The organism is Pseudomonas sp. CF161, assembly GCF_000416215.1.
Taxonomy (GTDB): Bacteria; Pseudomonadota; Gammaproteobacteria; order Pseudomonadales; family Pseudomonadaceae; genus Aquipseudomonas.
In genome coordinates this window covers 14,564-35,402 of sequence record NZ_ATLP01000121.1, presented here as the reverse complement: position 1 = coordinate 35,402, position 20,839 = coordinate 14,564, and the positions used below count along the sequence as shown (strand labels likewise).

The 20,839-nt window shown below is 65.6% G+C and carries 15 protein-coding genes and 3 pseudogenes; 7 read left to right on the top strand and 11 right to left on the bottom strand.

Features of this window, described 5'->3' with window-relative positions; all coding sequences use genetic code 11:
• The 3 genes from CF161_RS29155 to CF161_RS29145 form a co-directional block, all read right to left on the bottom strand.
• On the bottom strand, window positions 1-280 hold a 280-nt coding region (locus CF161_RS29155), incomplete at its 3' end, for a hypothetical protein (protein ID WP_020300226.1).
• Between the two features lie 55 nt (window positions 281-335).
• A complete protein-coding gene (locus CF161_RS29150) occupies window positions 336-1,376 on the bottom strand; it encodes a methyltransferase (RefSeq protein ID WP_020300225.1) in 1,041 nt (346 codons plus the stop codon).
• A 10-nt stretch (window positions 1,377-1,386) separates the two neighbouring features.
• Window positions 1,387-3,378: a TonB-dependent receptor gene (locus CF161_RS29145; RefSeq protein WP_020300224.1), complete on the bottom strand. Its 1,992-nt coding sequence runs from the start codon at window positions 3,376-3,378 to the stop codon at window positions 1,387-1,389.
• Window positions 3,379-3,538: 160 nt separating this feature from the next.
• Between CF161_RS29145 and CF161_RS29140 the strand changes: the two genes are divergently transcribed.
• Window positions 3,539-4,504, top strand: a complete 966-nt coding sequence (locus CF161_RS29140; protein ID WP_043230804.1) for an AraC family transcriptional regulator — start codon at window positions 3,539-3,541, stop codon at window positions 4,502-4,504.
• A 130-nt stretch (window positions 4,505-4,634) separates the two neighbouring features.
• Window positions 4,635-5,460, top strand: a pseudogene (locus CF161_RS29135) (NAD-dependent protein deacetylase).
• Between the two features lie 19 nt (window positions 5,461-5,479).
• Here CF161_RS29135 and CF161_RS29130 read toward each other — a convergent pair.
• Complete coding sequence (locus CF161_RS29130; protein ID WP_020300221.1) at window positions 5,480-6,385, bottom strand: LysR family transcriptional regulator; 906 nt, start codon at window positions 6,383-6,385, stop codon at window positions 5,480-5,482.
• A gap of 207 nt (window positions 6,386-6,592) precedes the next feature.
• Here CF161_RS29130 and CF161_RS29125 point away from each other — a divergent pair, with 207 nt between their 5' ends.
• The 3 genes from CF161_RS29125 to CF161_RS29115 are packed head-to-tail and all read left to right on the top strand — an operon-like array spanning window position 6,593 to window position 9,183.
• Entirely contained in the window at window positions 6,593-7,291 is a 699-nt protein-coding gene (locus CF161_RS29125; protein ID WP_020300220.1) for a CoA transferase subunit A, read from the top strand.
• Between the two features lie 39 nt (window positions 7,292-7,330).
• Complete coding sequence (locus tag CF161_RS29120; RefSeq protein WP_020300219.1) at window positions 7,331-7,990, top strand: CoA transferase subunit B; 660 nt, start codon at window positions 7,331-7,333, stop codon at window positions 7,988-7,990.
• Between the two features lie 14 nt (window positions 7,991-8,004).
• The gene (locus CF161_RS29115; protein ID WP_020300218.1) at window positions 8,005-9,183 is read left to right on the top strand and encodes an acetyl-CoA C-acetyltransferase; all 1,179 of its coding nucleotides are present in this window, start codon (window positions 8,005-8,007) and stop codon (window positions 9,181-9,183) included.
• A gap of 1,697 nt (window positions 9,184-10,880) precedes the next feature.
• Here the strand turns inward: CF161_RS29115 and CF161_RS29110 are convergent.
• Window positions 10,881-11,813 carry a LysR family transcriptional regulator gene (locus CF161_RS29110; RefSeq protein WP_020300217.1) on the bottom strand — a complete coding sequence of 311 codons (933 nt, stop codon included), beginning with the start codon at window positions 11,811-11,813 and terminating at the stop codon, window positions 10,881-10,883.
• Between the two features lie 124 nt (window positions 11,814-11,937).
• Here CF161_RS29110 and lysA point away from each other — a divergent pair, with 124 nt between their 5' ends.
• Window positions 11,938-13,176, top strand: a complete 1,239-nt coding sequence (gene lysA, locus CF161_RS29105; protein WP_043230811.1) for a diaminopimelate decarboxylase — start codon at window positions 11,938-11,940, stop codon at window positions 13,174-13,176.
• Between the two features lie 77 nt (window positions 13,177-13,253).
• Here the strand turns inward: lysA and CF161_RS29100 are convergent, their stop codons facing one another.
• Window positions 13,254-13,757: a GNAT family N-acetyltransferase gene (locus tag CF161_RS29100; protein WP_020300215.1), complete on the bottom strand. Its 504-nt coding sequence runs from the start codon at window positions 13,755-13,757 to the stop codon at window positions 13,254-13,256.
• A 91-nt stretch (window positions 13,758-13,848) separates the two neighbouring features.
• Here CF161_RS29100 and CF161_RS29095 point away from each other — a divergent pair, with 91 nt between their 5' ends.
• Window positions 13,849-14,790: a LysR family transcriptional regulator gene (locus CF161_RS29095; RefSeq protein WP_020300214.1), complete on the top strand. Its 942-nt coding sequence runs from the start codon at window positions 13,849-13,851 to the stop codon at window positions 14,788-14,790.
• A 3-nt stretch (window positions 14,791-14,793) separates the two neighbouring features.
• Here the strand turns inward: CF161_RS29095 and CF161_RS33825 are convergent.
• The 5 genes and pseudogenes from CF161_RS33825 to eat form a co-directional block, all read right to left on the bottom strand.
• A pseudogene (locus CF161_RS33825) lies at window positions 14,794-15,327 on the bottom strand (methyl-accepting chemotaxis protein); the annotation flags it as partial.
• Between the two features lie 588 nt (window positions 15,328-15,915).
• Window positions 15,916-16,551: pseudogene (locus tag CF161_RS33820) on the bottom strand (cache domain-containing protein); the annotation flags it as partial.
• Window positions 16,552-17,000: 449 nt separating this feature from the next.
• Window positions 17,001-17,825 carry an ethanolamine ammonia-lyase subunit EutC gene (gene eutC, locus CF161_RS29085; RefSeq protein ID WP_020300212.1) on the bottom strand — a complete coding sequence of 275 codons (825 nt, stop codon included), beginning with the start codon at window positions 17,823-17,825 and terminating at the stop codon, window positions 17,001-17,003.
• 9 nt (window positions 17,826-17,834) lie between these two features.
• Window positions 17,835-19,226: an ethanolamine ammonia-lyase subunit EutB gene (locus CF161_RS29080; protein WP_020300211.1), complete on the bottom strand. Its 1,392-nt coding sequence runs from the start codon at window positions 19,224-19,226 to the stop codon at window positions 17,835-17,837.
• A gap of 15 nt (window positions 19,227-19,241) precedes the next feature.
• Window positions 19,242-20,597, bottom strand: coding sequence for an ethanolamine permease (gene eat, locus CF161_RS29075; RefSeq protein ID WP_043230801.1), 1,356 nt, complete (start codon window positions 20,595-20,597; stop codon window positions 19,242-19,244).
• Between the last annotated feature and the right edge of the window lie 242 nt (window positions 20,598-20,839).

Here is a 20,839-nt window from a genome sequence, read left to right as displayed (position 1 = left end):
ACGGCCGCAGGTGCAGTTCCACCTGGCGTCCGGCGTCGTCCAGCAAGCCTGGGGCCGGTCGATTCAAACCCGCTTCCGAGGGCGTGGCGTCGACCTCCGGCACCTGCCCGCCGAGGGCCTTGAGGCGCCGCCCCAGGGCCCGGGCGACCGGGGCCAGCGAAGGTGACCAGGCCGTTGCTGGCAGCTCTAAGGTCAGGTGCTGGAGCAAGGGCTGCCCAGAGGCTGGCGGTGAGGCGTCCGGGCTCGGGTCGAGCGCCCGGGCAGAGGAATAGAGCGTCATGGCTGCGCCTCCTGCAAGGTCCAATGGCCCGTCACCGGACCGGGTATCCGGGCGCTCATCGCACGCCCTTGCGGGCCAGCAGCACGGTCAGCGGCGCCATGGGGAAATCACATTCACCGGCGTGCTCCACACTGGCAAAGCCGGCCTCGGCCAGCAGCCCGGCCATTTCCCCGGCACGTGGGACAAAGCGCCCGGCCATCAACATCGGCAAGTAGTACGGCATGACCCGGGCATTCATCCCCGGCTGCGCGGAACGTTCGGCATGGGCGCTGATAAACAGCCCGCCCGGGCGCAATGCACCCAGCACGCGGCGCAGCAGGTCGAGGCAGTCCGGCACAAAATGCAGCACCGAGGAACACCAGATCAGGTCGTAGCCCTCGCCGATCGAGTCGCTCGCCAGGTCACCGCCACGCACCGTCAGCCGCTGCTCCAGGCCGGCCAGGCGAATGTTGTCGGCGGCCACGCTGACGGTCTGGGCAAAGTCGAACACTTCGCCACACAGCAGCGGGTTGTCGCGGGCCAGGGCAATCGCCACCAGCCCCGGGCCACCGCCCAGGTCGAGCATGCGCCGGGCCCCGGGGAACTCCGGAATCTGCGCCATCAGGCGCAACGCCAGGTCGACGGTGACCGCGCGCTGCTCCTGGGCGATCTGCAGGCGGGCGGCGCTGGTCCAGTTGTCGATGGTGGTCGCCACGTCCGGCGCCTGGCCACTGGGGCGGCCGGCCCGGACCTGATCACCGAGCTGCCCGGCAAAATGCCGCAACCCGCGCAGGCGAAAGCTCCAGGCATCGCCGCAGTAGTCCGGCGCCTCGGGCCGCAGGTAATCGCTGGCCACCGAGGTGTTGTGGTACAGCGGTGGCTGGCTGTCATCGCGGCTCAGCAGCTCCATGCTCCACAGGGTGTCGAGCCAGTAGCCGGTGTTGGCCGGGTCCAGTTGCAGTTGGCGGGCGATCGACTGCGCAGAGGCCGGCAGGTGCAGCAGGTTGAACAGCCTCCACTCCAGGGCGATGCGCAGGGCATCGGCACGCACGGCGGCCAATGTCAGGTCCCAATAAGGTTGCAGCGGGTGCGGGGTTGCCAGGTTGACGCCATTCATAATTCGCAGCTCACAGTTCATAGCTCACACGCAGGCCGATTTCCCGGGGCGGGCTGTAGACCCGCGCGGTGCCGTTCAAATAGCCGACCGCGTCGTAACGCTTGTCGGCGGCGTTTTTTACATAGGCGCTGATGCCGTAATGGCTGAAGTCGTACCCGGCGTTGAGGTCGATCAGGCCGTAGCCGCCACGGCTGTATTGGTTGGCCGAGTCGAGGTAGGTCTTGCCCACGGCGCTCACGCCGCCCTGGGCCCACCAGCCCTGGGGCGCGTCGTAGCGCAGGCTGAGGTGGCCGGTCAGGTCCGGGGCGTAGGGGTTGCGATTGCCCTGGTAGTCGTTGCTGCCTTCGCGAAAACTCTGGAAGCGGGTGCGGTTCAGGCCCACGGCGCTGACCAGCCGCCAGTTGTCGGCCAGCAGGTATTCGGCTTCCAGGTCCAGGCCGGTGGAGCGCGCCGAAGCGGCGTTGGTGATGTACACCACCCCCGGCTGGATCATTTGCTGGACCTGCATGTCGCGCACGTCCATCCAGTACAGCGCCGCCGAGTAGCGCAGGCGCTTGTCGTCCATCCAGCCCTTGGCGCCGACCTCGTAGGTCTTGACCTTTTCCGGGTCATAGCCCGGGTAGTTGGCGGCACTGGAAAACGCGTTGAAGCCGCCGGCACGAAAGCCTTCGGAGTAGCTGCCATAGAGGTAGGCATCAGGCTGCCATTCGTATTGCAGCGCCGCCTTGGGGGTCAGGCGTTGCCATTGATCGCTCTGGCGGCTGCCGATGGCCGGGTCGATATGCACCTTGTCCTGCTCGGCGCGGGCCCCCAGGGTCAGGGTCCAGCGCTCGGCCAGGGGCATCACCCACTGGCCGAACAGCGCTGTGGTGTTGCCCCCCAGTTGCACATCGGTCCGGGTCAGGCGCAGGGGCAGTTTCTGCTGGTACGACAGGTCGTGGTCATCGCGGTCGGCGTAGGCCCCCAGCAGCCACTGGCTGTCGCGCCACTGACCTTCCAGGCGGAACTCCTGGGACAGGGTGTTCATGTGGTAGTCGCGACGCAGGTGGAACAGGTCGGCCGGCATGAAGTCGGTGTCTTGCTGGACCCGGTCGTAGAAGTCGTTGCGCGCGGTGATCGAGCGCAGCTTGAGCCCTGAGTCGAACTCATGCAGCACGTCCAGGGACAGGCTGCGTCCGCTGGAGTGGTTCCAGCTCGGGGTGCCGGAACGCACTTCGCGCCGCGAGGCATTGACCGCGCCCCATAACGACGCGCCGTCGCGATAGTCCTGGCGGCTGTAGCGCAGGTTGATGTCGGTGTTCAGGCTTGGGGTCCAGCGCAGCACCATGCGCGCACTGTGGCGCTCGCGGTCATCGGCCTGGCCGCCCCGGTAGCGGTCGTCGATAAAACCGTCCTGTTCCAGCCATTGCCCGGACACCCCGGCGTACAGGGTGTCGGGCACCAGCGCGGTGCTGGCATCGGCGCTCAGGGTGCGCTGGTCGCGGCTGCCGGTGCCGGCTTCGATCCGGGCGTAGGGTTCGGCGCCGGGCTGGCGGGTGCGGATGCTCAGCACCCCGGCCTCGGCGTTGCGCCCATACAGGGTGGACTGCGGGCCGCGCAGGATCTCCACCTGCTCGACCCCCAGCAGGTTGTGGTCGAAGCCCTGGCCCATCAGGGTCGGCACGCCATCGACCAGCATCAGCATCGACGAGGAAAATGCCGTGGGGCTGGAGGTCAGGCCGCGCACCACCGGCAGGTTGGTGCCGGACTGGCCGAAGGGCTGGAAAGTGAATCCCGGGGTCACGCGGGCCAGGCGTTCCAGGTCGTCGATGCGACCCTTGCGCAAGTCTTCGGCGTTGAGCACCGAGAGGCTGGCCGCAACCTGTTCCTGGGTCTGTTCGATCTTGTTTGCGGTGACCCGAACCGGCGCCAGCTCGGTCTGGGCCGCCACACTGGCGACCCCGCCCAGCCAGCAGCCGACCCACAGCGTATAACCGCCGGCTTTCAACACATGCTTGCTCATCGTGCTCCCCATCAATGAATCAGCGCCCGCTTCGTCCTGGCGATAGCAGTTGCCGTGGAAACATGCTATTCATTAATGCGAATGCTTATCATGTGTGTTCGTATGGATTCTGGATCAATCCATATGCGAGCCGGAGCCAACTCAAGGGAGGACAGCAAAAGTGGCGGCCTTACAAAGGATTTCCCAGTCGTATCGAGTCGCGTCAACGCACTCGCGGCTGGTCAGCAACGATGCCTGCGGCTGGATGCGCCAGCAGTTGCCCCACGAACTGGGCGAGTGCTATTCCGAACGTTTTTCCCTGGAAGACGACTTGATGGTGGTGCGTTCGCGCTACCGCCCCACCCGCAACCTGATCGAAGAAACCGTAAGCCCGCACAACCGCCACATGCTGGTGATCACCTACGGCATCCAGGGCGACTCCGGCTACAAGGGCGCCGACGGATCGGCCGTGGTGTTCCGCGCCGGCCACACCACCATCACCTCGTTCCAGTCGAGCCTCGGCGAGCGCTGCTACGAGGCAGGAGCCACGGTTTCGCAACTGCGCCTGCTGATCGGTGAACACACCCTGTGCAAATACCTTGGCGAGCAACGCACCCGGCAATTGCTGGGTAACGGCAACGTGCGCCAGCTGGGCTTCGCCAAGACCTCGGCCACCAGCATCTGCCACGCCACGGCCCTGACCCGCTACCTCAACCAGGGGGCGAGCGACACCCTGGAGCTGCACATCCACACCCTCAGCCTGCTCTCCGAACAGCTCAAGCTGCTGAGCCCGCCGAGCACGCCGGAAAACCTGCAATTTGCCGCCGCCGATATCGAGAAGCTGGAACGGGTGCGCGAAATCATGATCGAGCAGATGGACCAGCCGCTGACCATCCCCTACCTGTGCGCCGCGGTCGGGCTCAACGAGTTCAAGCTCAAGGAAGGCCTGCACCACCGTTTCAATTCCACCCCCCATCGCATGCTCCACGAGCTGCGCATGCGCAAGGCCTACACCCTGCTGGAAAGCGGCTGCCAGGTGGCGCAGGCGGCGTATCAGGTGGGCTACAAGTTCCCCAACAACTTCAGCGCGGCCTTTACCCGATTCTTCGGCAAGCCGCCCAAGTCGGTGTTCGGCAAGCGCCGGTGAGCGAAACGGCGCGGCAGGCGCCCGAAGCGCGCGGGCAATCCGCCGCCGCTGCATAAAAAACTGGCCTGGCGCCGCGTTTGCGTTTATTCCTGGGTACCGCTCAGCGCGCCTCCGAACCCGGGCCTCCAGCATGATCGACAGCCAAACCCGCAACGCCCTCGACTCCCTGGCCCGGGTGATGGCCGGGCAACCCTTTGTGGTGCTCAGCGGTGCGGGCATCAGCACCCCCTCGGGCATTCCCGACTACCGCGACAATGACGGTGTGCGCCGTGGGCGCCAGCCGATGATGTACCAGGAATTCCTGGCCCGGGCCGAAGCCGGCCCGCGCCATGCTCGGCTGGCCACGGGTGCGCCAGGCCCGGCCGAACGCCGCCCACTGCGCCCTGGCCACCCTTCAGGAGCGCGGGCAGATCGCCGGGCTGATCACCCAGAACGTCGACAGCCTGCACCACCAGGCCGGCAGCCCCCAGGCCATCGAACTGCACGGCAGCCTGCACCGGGTGCGCTGCCTGGACTGCGGGCAAAGCAGCGAGCGCCAGCTGATCCAGGAACTGATGGAGCAGCAGAACCCCTACCTGGCCGGGGTCGATGCCACCCAGGCCCCGGATGGCGACACCCTGCTCGACCCGGCCTTCGAGTCGCGCTTCCAGGTGCCGCAATGCCCCCATTGCGCCGGCGAACGGCTAAAACCGGATGTGGTGTTCTTTGGCGAAAACGTCGCCCCGAGCACCGCCGCCCAGGCCATGCAGGCGGTGCAACAGAGCGCGGGGCTGCTGGTGGTGGGGTCGTCGCTGATGGCCTACTCGGCGTATCGCCTGTGCCTGAACATCGTCGAGCGGCACAAGCCGCTGATCGCCATCAACTTCGGCAGGACCCGTGCCGACGAGCTGTTGCAGATGAAGATCGCCAGCCCTTGCGAGGTGTTGCTGCCGCTGCTGGTGGAGCGCCTGGCGTGAGAGCCAGGTGACGCTCTGCTCAGGCGGGGTTGAGCATGGCTTCGCCCAGGCGCGCATCGCGCAAGGTGTCGAACAGCGCCTGGGCCGCCGCCGACAACTCGTGCCCGGGTTTGGTCAATATGCCAATCGCCCGCTCCACCACCGGGTCGCCGAGGGTGATGCAGTGCGCCCCCAGCTCGCGCATCTGCCCGGCGCACAAGGCCGGCACCGCGCTCACCCCCAGGCCACTGGCGACCATGCGCCCCACGGTCGCCAGCTGGTGGCTTTCAAACTCCACCGGCAGCGGCATGCCCCGGGCGCGCAGGTGCTCTTCAAGCATGACCCGCACCGTGGACGGTCGCTGCAAGGTGATAAAGGGCTGCTGCAACAGGCTCTGCCAATCGATCTCGCTGCGCCGGGCCAGCTCCGAATCGCTGGGCACCACGGCGATAAATCGGTCGATATACAGCGGCGTGAACTCCAGGGACGAGCTGTCTTGCGGTTCGAAGGCCACGCCCAACTCCACCTGGCGGTCGCGGACCATCTCCAGCACCTGCTCGTTGATCACGTCATTGACCGTGACATTGACCTTGGGGTACCGGGCGCGAAACGCCTTGAGAATCGGCGGCAGCAGGTTGCCGGCAAACGACGGCATCGCCGCCAGGGTCACTCGCCCGCGTTGCAGGGTGAAGCGCTGGCGCAGGTCATCCTCGGCATTGTCCCAGTCGGCGATCAGGCGCCGGGCCAGGGGCACCAGGGCCTCGCCTTCCGGGGTCAGGGCCACGTTGCGCGTATTACGGGTGAACAACCGCCCGCCCAGGCCCTCTTCCAGGGCCTTGATGGTCAGGCTCAACGCCGACTGCGACAAATGCAGTCGTTCACACGCCAGGGCAAAGCTCAGGCTGTGGGCAACAGCCAGAAAAGCCCGAATCTGTTTAACGGTCAACGAAGGCTCCAGAGGAGCAGCGGCAAGCTATAAGCTGCAAGCTGCAAAAGAAAAGCGGGATACGGATGGCTGTTGACTGCCGCTTACTGTGCTGTTTTTTAAATCAATGACGCTTAAAAAACAACTTAACAAATCAATCCAGCGGCGCAACACTGCTTCCCCATACGGCTAGCCAGCCGCCGACAAATAACAAAAGAGGATGGTCCAATGGCAGGTTTCGACAAGCGCGTGGCGTCTTATGCAGAAGCCCTTGAAGGTCTGGAAGACGGCATGACCGTACTCGCCGGCGGCTTTGGCCTGTGCGGCATTCCGGAAAACCTGATCGCCGAGATCAAGCGTCGCGGCACCCGCGACCTGACGGTGGTTTCCAATAACTGCGGGGTCGACGGTTTCGGCCTTGGCGTGCTGCTTGAAGATCGGCAGATCAGCAAGGTCATCGCCTCCTACGTCGGGGAAAACGCCCTGTTCGAGAAGCAGCTGCTCAGCGGCGAAATCGAAGTGGTGCTCACCCCCCAAGGCACCCTGGCGGAAAAAATGCGCGCTGGCGGCGCCGGTATTCCGGCCTTCTTCACCGCCACCGGGGTCGGCACCCCGGTCGCCGACGGCAAGGAAACCCGTGAATTCAACGGCCGTCCGTATCTGATGGAAGAGTCCATCACCGGCGATTTCGCCATCGTCAAAGGCTGGAAGGCCGACCATTTCGGCAACGTGGTGTACCGCCACACTGCGCAGAACTTCAACCCCCTGGCAGCCACCGCCGGCAAGATCACCGTGGTCGAGGTCGAAGAAATCGTCGAACCGGGCGAGCTGGACCCGACGCAGATCCACACCCCTGGCATCTACGTCGACCGGGTCATCTGCGGCACGTTCGAGAAGCGCATCGAACAGCGCACCGTGCGCAAGTGACCCCACGCCTCCAGCCCCAAGAATAAAAGGACAACCCTCATGGCTCTTACCCGCGAACAAATGGCTCAACGCGTCGCCCGCGAAATGCAGGACGGCTACTACGTCAACCTCGGCATCGGCATTCCGACCCTGGTGGCCAACTACATCCCCGAAGGCATGGAAGTCATGCTGCAATCGGAAAACGGCCTGCTGGGCATGGGCGCCTTCCCCACCGAGGCCGAAGTCGACGCCGACATGATCAACGCCGGCAAACAGACCGTCACCGCCCGCACCGGCGCCTCGATCTTTTCTTCCGCCGAGTCGTTTGCGATGATCCGCGGCGGCCATATCGACCTCACCGTGCTGGGCGCCTTTGAAGTGGACGTCGAGGGCAACATCGCCTCGTGGATGATCCCCGGCAAACTGGTCAAGGGCATGGGCGGCGCCATGGACCTGGTGGCCGGCGCGGAGAACATCATCGTCACCATGACCCACGCCTCCAAGGACGGCGAGTCGAAACTGCTGGCCCGCTGCAGCCTGCCGCTGACCGGCGCCAAATGCATCAAACGCGTACTGACCGACCTGGCCTACCTGGAAATCGAAAACGGCGCCTTTATCCTCAAGGAACGCGCGCCCGGGGTCAGCGTCGAGGAAATCGTCAGCAAGACCGCCGGCAAGCTGATCGTGCCGGACCATGTACCTGAAATGCAGTTCGCCTGAGGAGGATCAATTCCATGCAAGACGTCGTAATCGTTGCCGCCACCCGTACCGCCGTGGGCAGTTTCCAGGGCTCGCTGGCCAGTATCAGCGCCGTGGACCTGGGCGCCGCCGTCATCCGCCAGTTGCTGGCCCAGACCGGCCTCGACGGGGCCCAGGTCGATGAAGTGATCATGGGCCAGGTGCTCACCGCCGGCGCCGGCCAGAACCCGGCGCGCCAGGCTGCAATCAAGGCCGGCCTGCCCCACGCCGTACCGGCCATGACCCTGAACAAAGTCTGCGGTTCGGGCCTCAAGGCCCTGCACCTGGCAGCCCAGGCCATTCGCTGCGGCGATGCCGAGGTGATCATTGCCGGCGGCCAGGAAAACATGAGCCTGTCCAACTACGTGCTGCCCGGCGCCCGCACCGGCCTGCGCATGGGCCACAGCCAGATGATCGACACCATGATCAGCGACGGCCTGTGGGATGCCTTCAACGACTACCACATGGGCATCACCGCCGAGAACCTGGTGGACAAATACGCCATCAGCCGCGAAGCCCAGGACGCCTTCGCCGCCGCCTCCCAGCAAAAAGCCATCGCCGCCATTGAGGGCGGGCGTTTTGTCGATGAGATCACGCCGATCCTGATTCCCCAGCGCAAGGGCGACCCGCTGGCCTTCGCCACCGACGAACAACCCCGTGCCGGCACCACTGCCGAAGCCCTGGCCAAGCTCAAGCCGGCCTTCAAGAAAGACGGCTCGGTGACCGCCGGCAACGCTTCGTCGCTGAACGACGGTGCCGCGGCGGTGATCCTGATGAGCGCAGCCAAGGCCAAGGCCCTGGGCTTGCCGGTATTGGCAAAAATCGCCGCCTACGCCAACGCCGGTGTCGACCCGGCCATCATGGGCATCGGCCCGGTCTCGGCCACCCGCCGCTGCCTGGACAAAGCCGGCTGGACCCTGCAACAGCTGGACCTGATCGAAGCCAACGAAGCCTTCGCCGCCCAGGCCCTGGCCGTGGGCAAAGAGCTGGAATGGGACGCGAGCAAGGTCAACGTCAACGGCGGCGCCATCGCCATCGGCCACCCGATCGGTGCGTCGGGCTGCCGAGTGCTGGTGACCCTGCTCCACGAAATGATCAAACGCGACGCCAAAAAAGGCCTGGCCACCCTGTGCATCGGCGGCGGCCAAGGCGTAGCCCTGGCCATCGAACGCTAACCACCGCTGGCGAGGGGGCTTCACCCTCGCCACACTCCCTCTCCCCTCGCCACACTCCAACCGCTGCCGAGCCACGAGACTGCACTGACCTCGGCATGTCGGCTATTCAAAAATGTGCTGCTGTCAGAGCGGAACTTAAAGCCGCAGCACCTGCTGCAATGGATATGTACATCAGGGTTTACGAGCGCTGCGCACTCGAGCGGGAGCAAGCTCCCTCGCCACAGGTGCTGTGAAACCCTGGGATACGCCGGGGAGAAGTGGGTTGTTGCATAGGACCAGCGCAGCCTCGCAAGCTCGGCAGCGGCTACAAAAACGCGAACGAATCAAAACCAGGCCGGCCGGAAGGCCGCCGTCTTGCTTTTGCTTTTGATCTAAGCGCCCCGTTAAACCACGCTGGCCGAACGCAGGCAGTGAGCCGTGGGTAACCCGGCAGGACGCCGGGTTAGCCGCGCTGGGCCAGGGATGGCCCATCGCGGCGGCCCACGGATCAGTGCCGGAGCGAGGGCATGCCGAGCCTAGGCGAGGCACCGAGTGGTGGGGCAAGAGCGTTTTGCTTACTTTTGCGCTCCTCTCAAAAGTGAGCCGCCGTAAGGGCGGAACCATTACCCGCCCCACCCGCAAAAATGGATATGTACACCAGGGTTTACGAGCGCTGCGCACTCGAGCGGGAGCAAGTTCCCTCGCCACAGGTGCTGTGAAACCCTGGGATACGCCGGGGAGAAGTGGGTTGTTGCATAGGGTCAGCGCAGCCTCGCAGGCTCGGCAGCGGCAACAGGGGCCCGGACACACCGAAAACCAGGCCGGCCGGAGGGCCGCCTTGCTTTTGATTTTGATCTGAGCGCCCCGTTAAACCACGCTGGCCGAACGCAGGCAGTGAGCCGTGGGCAACCCGGCAGGACGCCGGGTTAGCCGCGCTGGGCCAGGGATGGCCCATCGCGGCGGCCCACGGATCACTGCCTTCGTTCGGGCATGCCGAGCCGAAGCGAGGCACCGAGTGGTGGGGCAAGAGCGTTTTGCTTACTTTTGCGCTCCTCTCAAAAGTGAGCCGCCGTAAGGGCGGAACCATTACCCGCCACACCCGCAAAAATGGATATGTACACCAGGGTTTACGAGCGCTGCGCACTCGAGCGGGAGCAAGTTCCCTCGCCACAGGTGCTGTGAAACCCTGGGATACGCCGGGGAGAAGTGGGTTGTTGCATAGGGCCAGCGCAGCCTCGCAAGCTCGGCAGCGGCTCCAAGGACGCGAACGAATCAAAACCAGGCCGGCCGGAAGGCCGCCGTCTTGCTCTTGATGTTGATCTGAAGCGCCCCGTTAAACCACGCTGGCCGAACGCAGGCAGTGAGCCGTGGGCAACCCGGCAGGACGCCGGGTTAGCCGCGCTGGGCCAGGGATGGCCCATCGCGGCGGCCCACGGATCAATGCCGGAGTGAGGGCATGCCGAGCCTAGGCGAGGCACCAAGTGGTGGGGCAAGAGCGTTTTGCTTACTTTTGCGCTTTTCAAAAGTGAGCCGCTGTAAGAGCGGAACCTATAGCAGCTACACCCGCAGCAATGGATATGTACACCCAGAAGATCGGCGGGTTCAGGTTTCACGACCGCTACGCGCTCGAACGGGAGCAAGCTCCCTCGCCACTGGATGCTGCTGTGGTGTCTGATAGGGCCAGAGCAGCCTCGCAGGCTCGGCAGCGGCTACAGGGCCTACAGCGGATTGCAGGTGTGCACAATCTCCTTCAACCGCCCATCCAGGCGCGCCGCCTCCTCACGCAATGACCCACAAAAGCCTTCGACAAAACTCGACGACGGTCGGTAATCAGGCCGAATCAACATCACCCGGTACGGAATCGACCACTGCAACGGGCGGATCGCCAGGCCCCGGCCGGCTTCGGCCATGGCGGTCAGCGGGTTGATGATCGCCACCCCCAACTGCTCGCGCACCATGGCGCAGACTGACGCGGCATTGGTGGTTTCGATGACCACCCGGCGGTCGACCGCGCCCTGGCGAAAACGCTCGTCGAGGGTCTGGCGGTAGATATCCAGGCCGGCCAGGTTGATGAAATCGACACCGCGAAAATCCTCCATCTGCAGCAGCGGCCTGGCCAGCAGCGGGTGGCCGTCAGGCAGCACGCACACCATGTCGGCGCAAAACAGCAACTCGCCCTGGGTGCCCCGGGGCACATGCTGGTTTTCGGTCAACCCCAGGTCGTGGCGCTGGGCGCTCAGGGACTCTTCCAGCAACGGCGATTCCTGGGCGCTGATATTCAGGCCAATGCCCGCGTGCTGTTGCTGGAAATGCTTGAACACCCGCGGCAGCAGGGTCTGGGAGAACAGCGGCAGGCAGGTGATGCTCAACTGGCCGTGTTCGAAACGGCGGATCGATTGCGCCACGCTGTTGATCCGCTCCAGGCCGACATAGGCCCGCTCCACCTCTTCCAGCAGCATCAGCGCCTGGGCCGTGGGCAGCAGGCGCCCGCCCTCGCGATCAAACAACCTGAGCCCGGACAGCGCTTCAACCCGCGCCAGCTCGCGGCTGACCGTGGGTTGCGAAGTGAACAGCAGGCGCGCCGCGCCGGTGACACTGCCGGCCTGCATGATCGCGCGGAACACTTCGATGTGCCGCAGGGATATGCCCATCGTGGTTCTCCGTCGAGCAAAAGCCATATCAGAACTGAATCGATGGACAAAGAATAGATATTTTATTGAATACACAAGGCTCGGCATCATGCAGCTCTCTTTCATGCCGCAGATGAACCCGCCCATGCCGATCCCTTTCGCTCTCCCGCAACTGACCGCCGCCGCCCGCCAGTACGGCACCCCGCTGTGGTGCTACGACGCCGCGACGATCAAGGCGCGCATCGCCCAGCTGCAAGGCTTCGACGTGGTGCGCTATGCGCAGAAAGCCTCGTCCAACCTGAGCATCCTGCGCCTGATCCGCGAAGCCGGTGTCCAGGTCGACGCCGTGTCCCTGGGGGAAATCGAACGTGCCCTACTGGCCGGCTTCAGCCCGGCAGGCGACCCGGCGGGGATCGTCTTTACCTGCGACCTGTTCGACCAGGCCACCTTGCAACGGGTGGTCGAACTCAAGGTCGAGGTCAACGCCGGCTCCATCGACATGCTGCGCCAATTGGGCCAGCGCTCGCCCGGGCATCGGGTGTGGCTGCGGATCAACCCGGGCTTCGGCCACGGCCATAGCCGCAAGACCAACACCGGCGGCGAGAACAGCAAACACGGGATCTGGCACCAACAGATGGGAGAAGCCCTGGCGGTGATTCGCCAATACGGCCTGCACCTGGTGGGGCTGCATATGCACATTGGTTCGGGGGTGGATTACGACCACCTGGAGCAAGTGGGCGCGGCCATGGTGGCGGCGGTGAAAGCCCTGGACCATGACATCGAGGCCTTTTCCATCGGCGGCGGCCTGTCCACGCCGTACCGTGCCGACGACGAGCCGGTGGACGTGCAGCGCTACGCCAACGCCTGGCGCCAGGCCCGCGAGCAGATCGAAGCCTACCTCGGCCACGGCGTGCGCATGGAGATCGAGCCGGGGCGTTTCCTGCTGGCCGAGTCGGGCTGCCTGGTGGCCGAGGTGCGTGCGGTGAAAACCGCCGGCAACCATCACTTCGTGCTGGCCGACACCGGCTTCAACGACCTGATGCGCCCGGCCATGTACGGCGCCTACCACGCCATGACCCTGCTCGACGGCAACGGCCAGCCCCTGGAGCGAGCGCTGCAACCCACGGTGGTCGGCGGGCCGCTGTGCGAGTCCGGCGATATCTTCACCCAGGACGACGAAGCCCTGACCCCGCACCTGCTGCCCCGGGCCGAAGTCGGTGACCTGCTGGTGATCCACGACACCGGCGCCTACGGCGCCAGCATGTCGTCGAACTACAACAGCCGGCCGCTGCTGCCGGAAGTGCTGTTCGAAAACGGCACCACCCACCTCATCCGCCGCCGCCAACCCCTGACCGACCTGCTGCAACTGGAAATCGGGCTGTAGCCGGTAGCCGCTGCCAATACGCCCGGGCCGCGTTCGGGCCGCGTTCGGACGCAGGCCCTCGAGGGCGCCGTGGGGTGTCAGGTGAGTTGAGCGCGTTTGCTACGGCCTTCGGCGAATGCCGTCAGGACTTCGCCTTGCATGCGATAGCGCACCCACTCGGGTTGGGGTTGGGCGCCGATGGACTGGTAGAAGCCGATGGCCGGTTCGTTCCAGTCCAGCACGCTCCACTCGAACCTGCCGCAGCCCTGGGCGCAGGCTTCGCGCGCCAGGTACTGGAGCATCTGCCGACCGGCGCCGCTGCCGCGATGTTGCGGCGTGATGTACAGGTCTTCCAGGTACAACCCCGGCTGCCCGAGCCAGGTTGAATAGCTGAAGAAATACACCGCGAAACCGATCACCTGCTCACCGCGCAGGCACAGCAGTGCCTTGGCCGCGCCCCCGTCGGCAAACAGCGTGCGCTGGATGTCCTCAACGCTGGCGATCACTTCGTCGCGAGCGCGTTCGTAATCGGCCAGTTCGGTGATGAACGCGAGGATTTGCCCAGCGTCGGCCGGTTGGGCGGTTCGGATCTGAAGTTCCAAGAGTGTGCATCCGTAAAAAGTCAGGAGCACCGATGCTAAAGCCCGCCATAGAATGCATGTAGTGCAACTTTTTCAGCTTAAAGTGAAGACCATGCATTCCACTCTTCGACGTCTCGATCTCAACCTGCTGCTGGCGTTCGACGCCCTGTACCGCCACCGCAGCGTGACCCGCGCGGCCTATGAGCTTTCCATCAGCGCCTCGGCGTTCAGCCATGCCCTGGGGCGGCTGCGCGACGCCCTCAACGATGAGCTGTTCATTCGCCAGGGCAATCGCATGCACCCGACCCAGCGTGCCGATCAACTGGCCACGGCGGTCGGCGCCAGCCTCAAGCTGCTGGGCGACCAATTGGCCGAGTGGGAACCCTTCGACCCGGCCACCAGCCAGCGCACCTTTGTCTTCGCCGCCAGTGACTACACGGCCTTCGCCCTGCTGCCGGGCCTGATCCGGCAACTGCAGGGCAGTGCCCCGGGGTTATGCCTGCGGGTGGTGTATTGCGATCGCAAGGTGTCCATCGAAGACCTGGCCTCGGGGCGGATCGACTTTGCCCTGGGCTACAGCGAAGACCGCGACACGCTGCCGGCCGGCATCCACAGCGAGGACTGGTTGCAGGACGACTACGTGCTGATCGCCAGCCAGCACCACCCACGCATCCAGGGCCCCCCCGAGCTTTCGGCGTACCTGGCTGAACGGCATGTGGTGATCACGCCCTGGGGCGAAACCCTGGGGGTGGTTGACCATGTGTTGCAGGCCATGGGCTTGCAACGCCAGGTGGCGTTGCAACTGCCGGCCGTCATGGTCGCGCCGTTCATCATCGCCGACAGCGAGTGGCTGATGACCCTCCCGCGCCCGGCCGCCGTGGCGCTGCAAGCCGCCGCCGGGATTGCCCTGTATCCGCCGCCGTTCAAGATTGCGCCCTATCGGCTCAAGCTCTACAGCCACAGCAAATATGCCCGCAGCGATGCCCATCAATGGATGAGCGCACAGCTCAAGACACTGTTCGCGGCGCAGCGCAGCGCCGCGAACCCGGGCTGAACCCTAGCGCTGCCCCTGGCTCAGGTTCGACAGGCGCCCGGATAGCGCCTGCATCGCCTCGCTGACTTTATCCAGGGCCTGGGCGTCGCGGGCGTTGTCTTCGCTGATGCCGTGGATACGCACCGCCAGTTCGTTGATTTCCTGGGTCACGTGGCTCTGCTGTTGCGCGGCAACGGCAATCTGCTGTGCGCGCTGGGAGATGTCGTCAAAGCTGGTGACCGTGCTGGACAAGGCATCCGCCGCCCCCGCCGCTTCGCCCACCGCTTGCCGGGTGCGCGACTCGCCGGCCTGGATTGCCTCGACGGCCTGGCGCGAGGCCTGCTGCAAGGTGCCGATCATGCCGCTGATTTCATTGGCCGAGCTCTGGGTCCTGCCGGCCAGGGTCCGCACCTCATCGGCCACCACCGCAAAACCCCGGCCCTGTTCACCGGCCCGGGCGGCCTCGATGGCGGCGTTGAGCGCCAGCAGGTTGGTCTGCTCGGAAATGGCCTTGATCACGTCCAGCACCGCGCCCACCTGCTGGCTGTCCTGCTCCAGGCGCTGCATGACGGCGGCGGCCGCGGCCATCTCCGTGGACAGCTGCTGGATCGACTGGCTGTTGGCGGCCACGCGCTGCTGGCCGTCCTGCACCACCACCAGGGATTGGCGCGCAGTGTCGGCGCAGTTGTTGGTGTTCTGCGCCACTTCCAGGGCGCTGGAAGACATCTCGGTAATGGCCGTGGCCAGTTGGGTATTTTCCTGGCGTTGCTGCTCGGCGCGACGGGCCAGGGTGCTGCTCAGGTCCCCCAGGCGCCCGGCTTCGCTCTGCAGGCGCTGCGCCTCGCTGGCGATGTCCTGGAGCATCTGCCGCAGTTGCCCGGCGTAGCGGTTTACAGCGCCGCGCAGGGCACCGATTTCATCCGCCCGCTCGACATGCAGCTCGGCGCTGCTGCTGGCCTGGCCGCTGCCCAGGGCGTCGATCTGCTGGGTGGTTTCTTCCAGTTGCTTGATAAATTTGCGCCCGCCGAGCCAGGCCAGAAACAACAGCAACGCCAGCAGCGGCAACAGGAACAACAGAATCTCGGTCGTCAGCGCCCGGGCCAGGCCGGTGACCCGGGTCTCCGGCGTCACCAGGCCGATGGTCCAGCCGGTGTCAGGCATGGAAAACAGGCTGACCCGGCTGGCCTGCTGCAAGCGCCCGTCGTCGTCCAGGTCCAGGCTGCGCACTTCGCCCGGGCGCCCTTTGGCCTGCGCTAAAACCTGGGCCACCGGTTGCAACCAGGGCTGCTGTTTGCTCAGGGCGTCAAAACCCAGCATGCCGCTCGCACTCTGCGGCGCATCGGGGAAATACAGCACGTTGCCCGCCTGGTCCACGGCAAAGGCGTAGCCGCCGGTGACCGCGCCCTGTTCCTTGAGAAAGCGCGCCAGGTCTTCCAGGCGCAAATCCACCGTGGCCACCCCGGCGAACGCTCCGCCCTGGCGATACGGCACGCTGCAGGTGGTCATCGGCACGTGGGTCACCGGGTCCTGATAGGCCTCGGACCACAGGCAGCGCCCCAGGGCACTGTTGCGCGCGCCGCTGTACCAGGCCTCCTGCTGATAGGCCGGGCTGCTGGCGGCGTTGTAGTCATCGGAATACACCAGTTGCCCGGCATCGCTGCGGGCCCAGAAGAAACTGCGACGCTCGACCCCGGCGCTGAAGGCCCCCGGCTCCGGCCAGATCCCGCCGCCGGCAATCGCCTTGTCGCCCTGGTGGTCGATCACGTTGGGCAAGGTGCCCATGTACAGCGGCGCCTCCCTGGGCAGCCCTTCCACCAGGTGCGCCATGCTCGCGGTCACGCCTTCGATGCCCGCCAGTTGCAAGGCCAGCTGGCGGACGATGGCGCTGCCGGTCTGCTCGATCAGCGCCGAGCTGGCGGCCACCACCCGGGGCTGGCCGCGCAGGGTCATCACCGCAAAGACCGCCAGGGCCGTGCACAACAACAGCATCAGGCTGCCCAAGGTCAAACGCTGAGACAGACGAACGGGTAGCAAGGCCATGGTGAACTCCGGGTAAAAGGCTCTGGATCGATGTCGGCCGCGTGGCAGCCGGGCGTGGGGCCCAGGTCGCGGCACAGGAAGCGACAGGCGCAGCCCCCGGCCAATGCCGGGAGCTGCGAATGAAAAAAGCGCCTCTGACACGCCACAAGCAATGTCACATTGACATCACTCAAAGTCAAAGGCATTACCGTTCAGGGCATGGGCGCCCCCAGCAGGAAATTGCCCCGGCCCTGGTCCGCCGTGTCCAGGCTGCGCACCGGCGCCTCGTCCTTGAGGTTGACCCCGGACAACTGCCGCCGGCACGCCTCGCGCATCAGGTACAGCAGTTTGTAGGCGGCCATGGCGTAGCTCATGCCCTCCAGGCGCACATTGGAAATGCAGTTGCGCGCGGCGTCGTTCAGGCCCACGCGCGGAGCGAAGGTGAAATACAGCCCCAGGCTGTCCGGCGAGCTGAGGCCGGGGCGTTCGCCGATCAGGATCACCACCATCCGCGCCCCCAGCAGTTCGGCCACCTCATCGGCCACCGCCACCCGCCCCTGCTGCACCAGCACCACCGGCGCCAGGCTCCAGCCTTCGGCGGCAGCCAGTTCATCGATGCGTTCCAGCATGGGCAGGCTGTGGCGCTGCACCGCCAGGGAGGACAAGCCATCGGCCACCACCAGCGCCAGATCGAACCCCTGGGGATGGGCCTGCCCCCATTCGCGCAGTTGTCCGGCCGAGGCCGTGGACAGGCGCCGCCCGAGGTCCGGCCGTTGCAGGTAGATATGCCGGTCGGACGCCGAGCTGTGCACGCTCAGGGTCTCGCGCTGGCGGGCTGCCAGGCGCTCGGCCAGGGCTCCGGGCTCGAACGGCAGGTGCACCGCGTCCCGGGCCTGGGCGTGGGCGAACTGAAAATCCAGCTGGGCCCCGGTCGGCAGGCTGGTGCCGGCATGCCCCAGGGCAATGCGCGCCGAGGTCAGGCCGCGCAATTGACGCCAGGCGCTGCCGTGGGCCGGTGAGGTATCGCGGGCGCTCATGGTGGCTCCTTAAGTGAGTCGCGCCAGGGCCTGACGGAACAGCGGCGGCACGCCCTGGCCCAAATGCAGGCCACTGTCGTCGTGGCGCAGGATGTCCATGCGCGCCAGCCACGCCTCGAACTCCGGGGCCGTGCGCAGGCCCAGGGTCTTGCGCGCGTACAGGGCGTCGTGGAAGGACGTGGTCTGGTAATTGAGCATGATGTCGTCGGAACCGGGAATGCCCATGATGAAGTTGATCCCGGCCACCCCCAGCAGGGTCAGCAGGGTGTCCATGTCGTCCTGGTCGGCTTCGGCGTGGTTGGTGTAGCAGATGTCGCAGCCCATGGGCACGCCCAGCAACTTGCCGCAGAAGTGATCCTCCAGGCCCGCGCGCAGGATCTGCTTGCCGTTGTACAGGTACTCGGGGCCGATAAAACCGACCACGGTGTTGACCAGAAACGGGTTGAAATGCCGGGCCACGGCGTAGGCCCGGGTTTCGCAGGTCTGCTGGTCGACGCCGTGATGGGCGTTGGCCGACAGCGCACTGCCCTGCCCGGTCTCGAAGTACATGAGGTTGTTGCCCAGGGTCCCGCGATTCAGGCTCAAGCCGGCCTCATGGCCTTCACGCAGGATTTCCAGGCTGATGCCGAAGCTGCTGTTGGCCGCCTCGGTGCCGGCGATGGACTGGAACACCAGGTCCAGGGGCACGCCTTTCTCGATGGCCGCCACCGACGAGGTGACGTGGGTCAGCACGCAGGACTGGGTGGGAATCTCGTAATGGCGGATGACCCCATCGAGCATCTTCAGCAATTCGCTGATGGCGCTGATGCTGTCGGTGGCCGGGTTGATGCCGATCATGGCGTCGCCGTTGCCGTACAGCAGGCCGTCAAGCACGCTGGCGGCGATGCCCGCCGGGTCATCGGTGGGATGGTTGGGTTGCAGGCGGGTCGACATCCGCCCGCGCAGGCCCACGGTGTTGCGAAAGCGCGTGACTACACGGATTTTCTGCGCCACCAGCACCAGGTCCTGCACGCGCATGATCTTCGACACCGCGGCGGCCATTTCCGGGGTCAGGCCCGGGGCCAGGGCCCTGAGGCTGGCCTCGGTGGCCTCGTCCCCCAGCAGCCAGTCGCGAAAGCCGCCCACGGTCAGGTGGCTGACCGGGGCAAAGGCCGCCAGGTCATGGCTGTCCATGATCAGCCGGGTCACTTCATCGCTCTCGTAGGGGATCAGCGCCTCATTCAGAAAGCGCTTGAGCGGCACATCGGCCAGGGCCATCTGCGCCGCCGCCCGTTCGGCGTCGCTGGCGGCCGCGACCCCGGCCAGAAAATCCCCGGAGCGCGCGGGCGTGGCCTTGGCCATCAACTCGCGCAGGTGCTCGAAACGCCAGGTCATGCCACCGATGCTGTGGGCGAAGCTCATACAGGACCTCCGTTATCAGGCCGCCGGCAGCGCGACCGCACCGCGAGCGCGCACCACTTTGCAGAACAGCGCACCCAGCGCCATCAGGCCCAGGAAGATCGCGCAGATCAGCGGGTTGAACCAGACCATCGCCACCAGGCAGACCACCGCCAGCACCAGGGCAATCGCCGGCACCACCGGGTAGCCCGGGGCGCGGAAGGTGCGCTCCAGGTTGGGCTCGCTCTTACGCAGTTTGAACAGGCTGAGCATGCTGACGATGTACATCACGATCGCGCCGAACACCGACATGGTGATCATGGCGGCGGTCAGGGTCATGCCTTGCAGGTTGACCAGGCCATCGCTGAGGATCGCCGCGATGCCCACCACGCCGCCGGCGATGATCGCCCGGTGCGGGGTCTGGAAACGCGAGAGCTTGGCCAGGCTCGCCGGCAGGAAACCGGCCCGGGCCAGGGCAAAGAACTGCCGCGAGTAGCCGAGGATGATCCCGTGGAAACTCGCCACCAGGCCGAACAGGCCGATCCACACCAGCATGTGCATCCAGTTCGAATTGTTGCCGACCACCGCTTTCATGGCCTGGGGCAGCGGGTCGTTGATGTTGGCCAGGGTCCGCCAGTCGCCGACGCCGCCGGCAAAGATCATCACGCCAATGGCCAGCACCACCAGGGTCAGGATGCCCGCCACATAGGCTCGGGGAATCGTGCGCTTGGGGTCCTTGGCTTCTTCGGCGGCCATGGCCGCGCCTTCGATGGCGAGGAAGAACCAGATGGCAAAGGGGATCGCCGCGAACATGCCGCTGATCGCCGGCAGGCCAAAGGTATCGGAACCGGACCAGCCGCCGAGCACGAAGTTACTGAAGCTGAAACCCGGTGCGACCACGCCCATGAATACCAGCAACTCGGCCACGGCCAGCACCGTGACCACCAGCTCGAAGGTCGCGGCGATGCTCACCCCGAGAATGTTCAGGGTCATGAACACGAAGTAGGCGCCAATCGCCGCCACCTTCGGGTCCAGGGTCGGGTATTGCACATTCAGGTAGGCGCCGATGGCCATGGCGATGGCCGGTGGCGCAAAGACGAATTCGATCAGGGTCGCCAGGCCGGCGATCATCCCGCCGGTGACGCCGAATGCCCGCAGGCTGTAGGCGAACGGGCCGCCGGCGTTGGGAATGGCGGTGGTCAGTTCAGTGAAGCTGAAGATAAAGCAGGTGTACATCACCGCCACCATCAATGTGGTGACCAGAAAGCCCAAGGTGCCCGCCGTGCCCCAGCCGTAACTCCAGCCGAAGTACTCGCCGGAAATCACCAGGCCGACGGCCAACCCCCACAGATGCAGGGTGCCCAATGTTGGTTTGAGTTGTGTAACGGTCATGATCGTGCACCCCGGAAGCCAAGCGACGGTATTTGCCTGGAGTCGAGAATAGTCACAGCGACGGCGCCAAGGCTTGACCCGGGAACGCCGCTTTTGTCGTCTGCGGTCAAGTTTTCAGCGGCGTGCTGCCTGATGCTGCACGGCGGCGCACAAATCCGGCGCAGCGCCTCAAATCAGGTCACCGACAGCCCCTCTCCACTGCCACCGATCACCCCAACCGGGTCCCGGGAGCCGGGGTGCCATTG

Coding starts and splice junctions, on each gene's coding strand:
- CF161_RS29150 (WP_020300225.1), bottom strand. CDS start 1,376: ATGAATGGCGTCAACCTGGCAACCCCGCACCCGCTGCAACCTTATTGG.
- CF161_RS29145 (WP_020300224.1), bottom strand. CDS start 3,378: ATGAGCAAGCATGTGTTGAAAGCCGGCGGTTATACGCTGTGGGTCGGC.
- CF161_RS29125 (WP_020300220.1), top strand. CDS start 6,593: ATGGCAGGTTTCGACAAGCGCGTGGCGTCTTATGCAGAAGCCCTTGAA.
- CF161_RS29120 (WP_020300219.1), top strand. CDS start 7,331: ATGGCTCTTACCCGCGAACAAATGGCTCAACGCGTCGCCCGCGAAATG.
- CF161_RS29115 (WP_020300218.1), top strand. CDS start 8,005: ATGCAAGACGTCGTAATCGTTGCCGCCACCCGTACCGCCGTGGGCAGT.
- CF161_RS29110 (WP_020300217.1), bottom strand. CDS start 11,813: ATGGGCATATCCCTGCGGCACATCGAAGTGTTCCGCGCGATCATGCAG.
- lysA (WP_043230811.1), top strand. CDS start 11,938: ATGCCGATCCCTTTCGCTCTCCCGCAACTGACCGCCGCCGCCCGCCAG.
- CF161_RS29095 (WP_020300214.1), top strand. CDS start 13,849: ATGCATTCCACTCTTCGACGTCTCGATCTCAACCTGCTGCTGGCGTTC.
- eutC (WP_020300212.1), bottom strand. CDS start 17,825: ATGAGCGCCCGCGATACCTCACCGGCCCACGGCAGCGCCTGGCGTCAA.
- CF161_RS29080 (WP_020300211.1), bottom strand. CDS start 19,226: ATGAGCTTCGCCCACAGCATCGGTGGCATGACCTGGCGTTTCGAGCAC.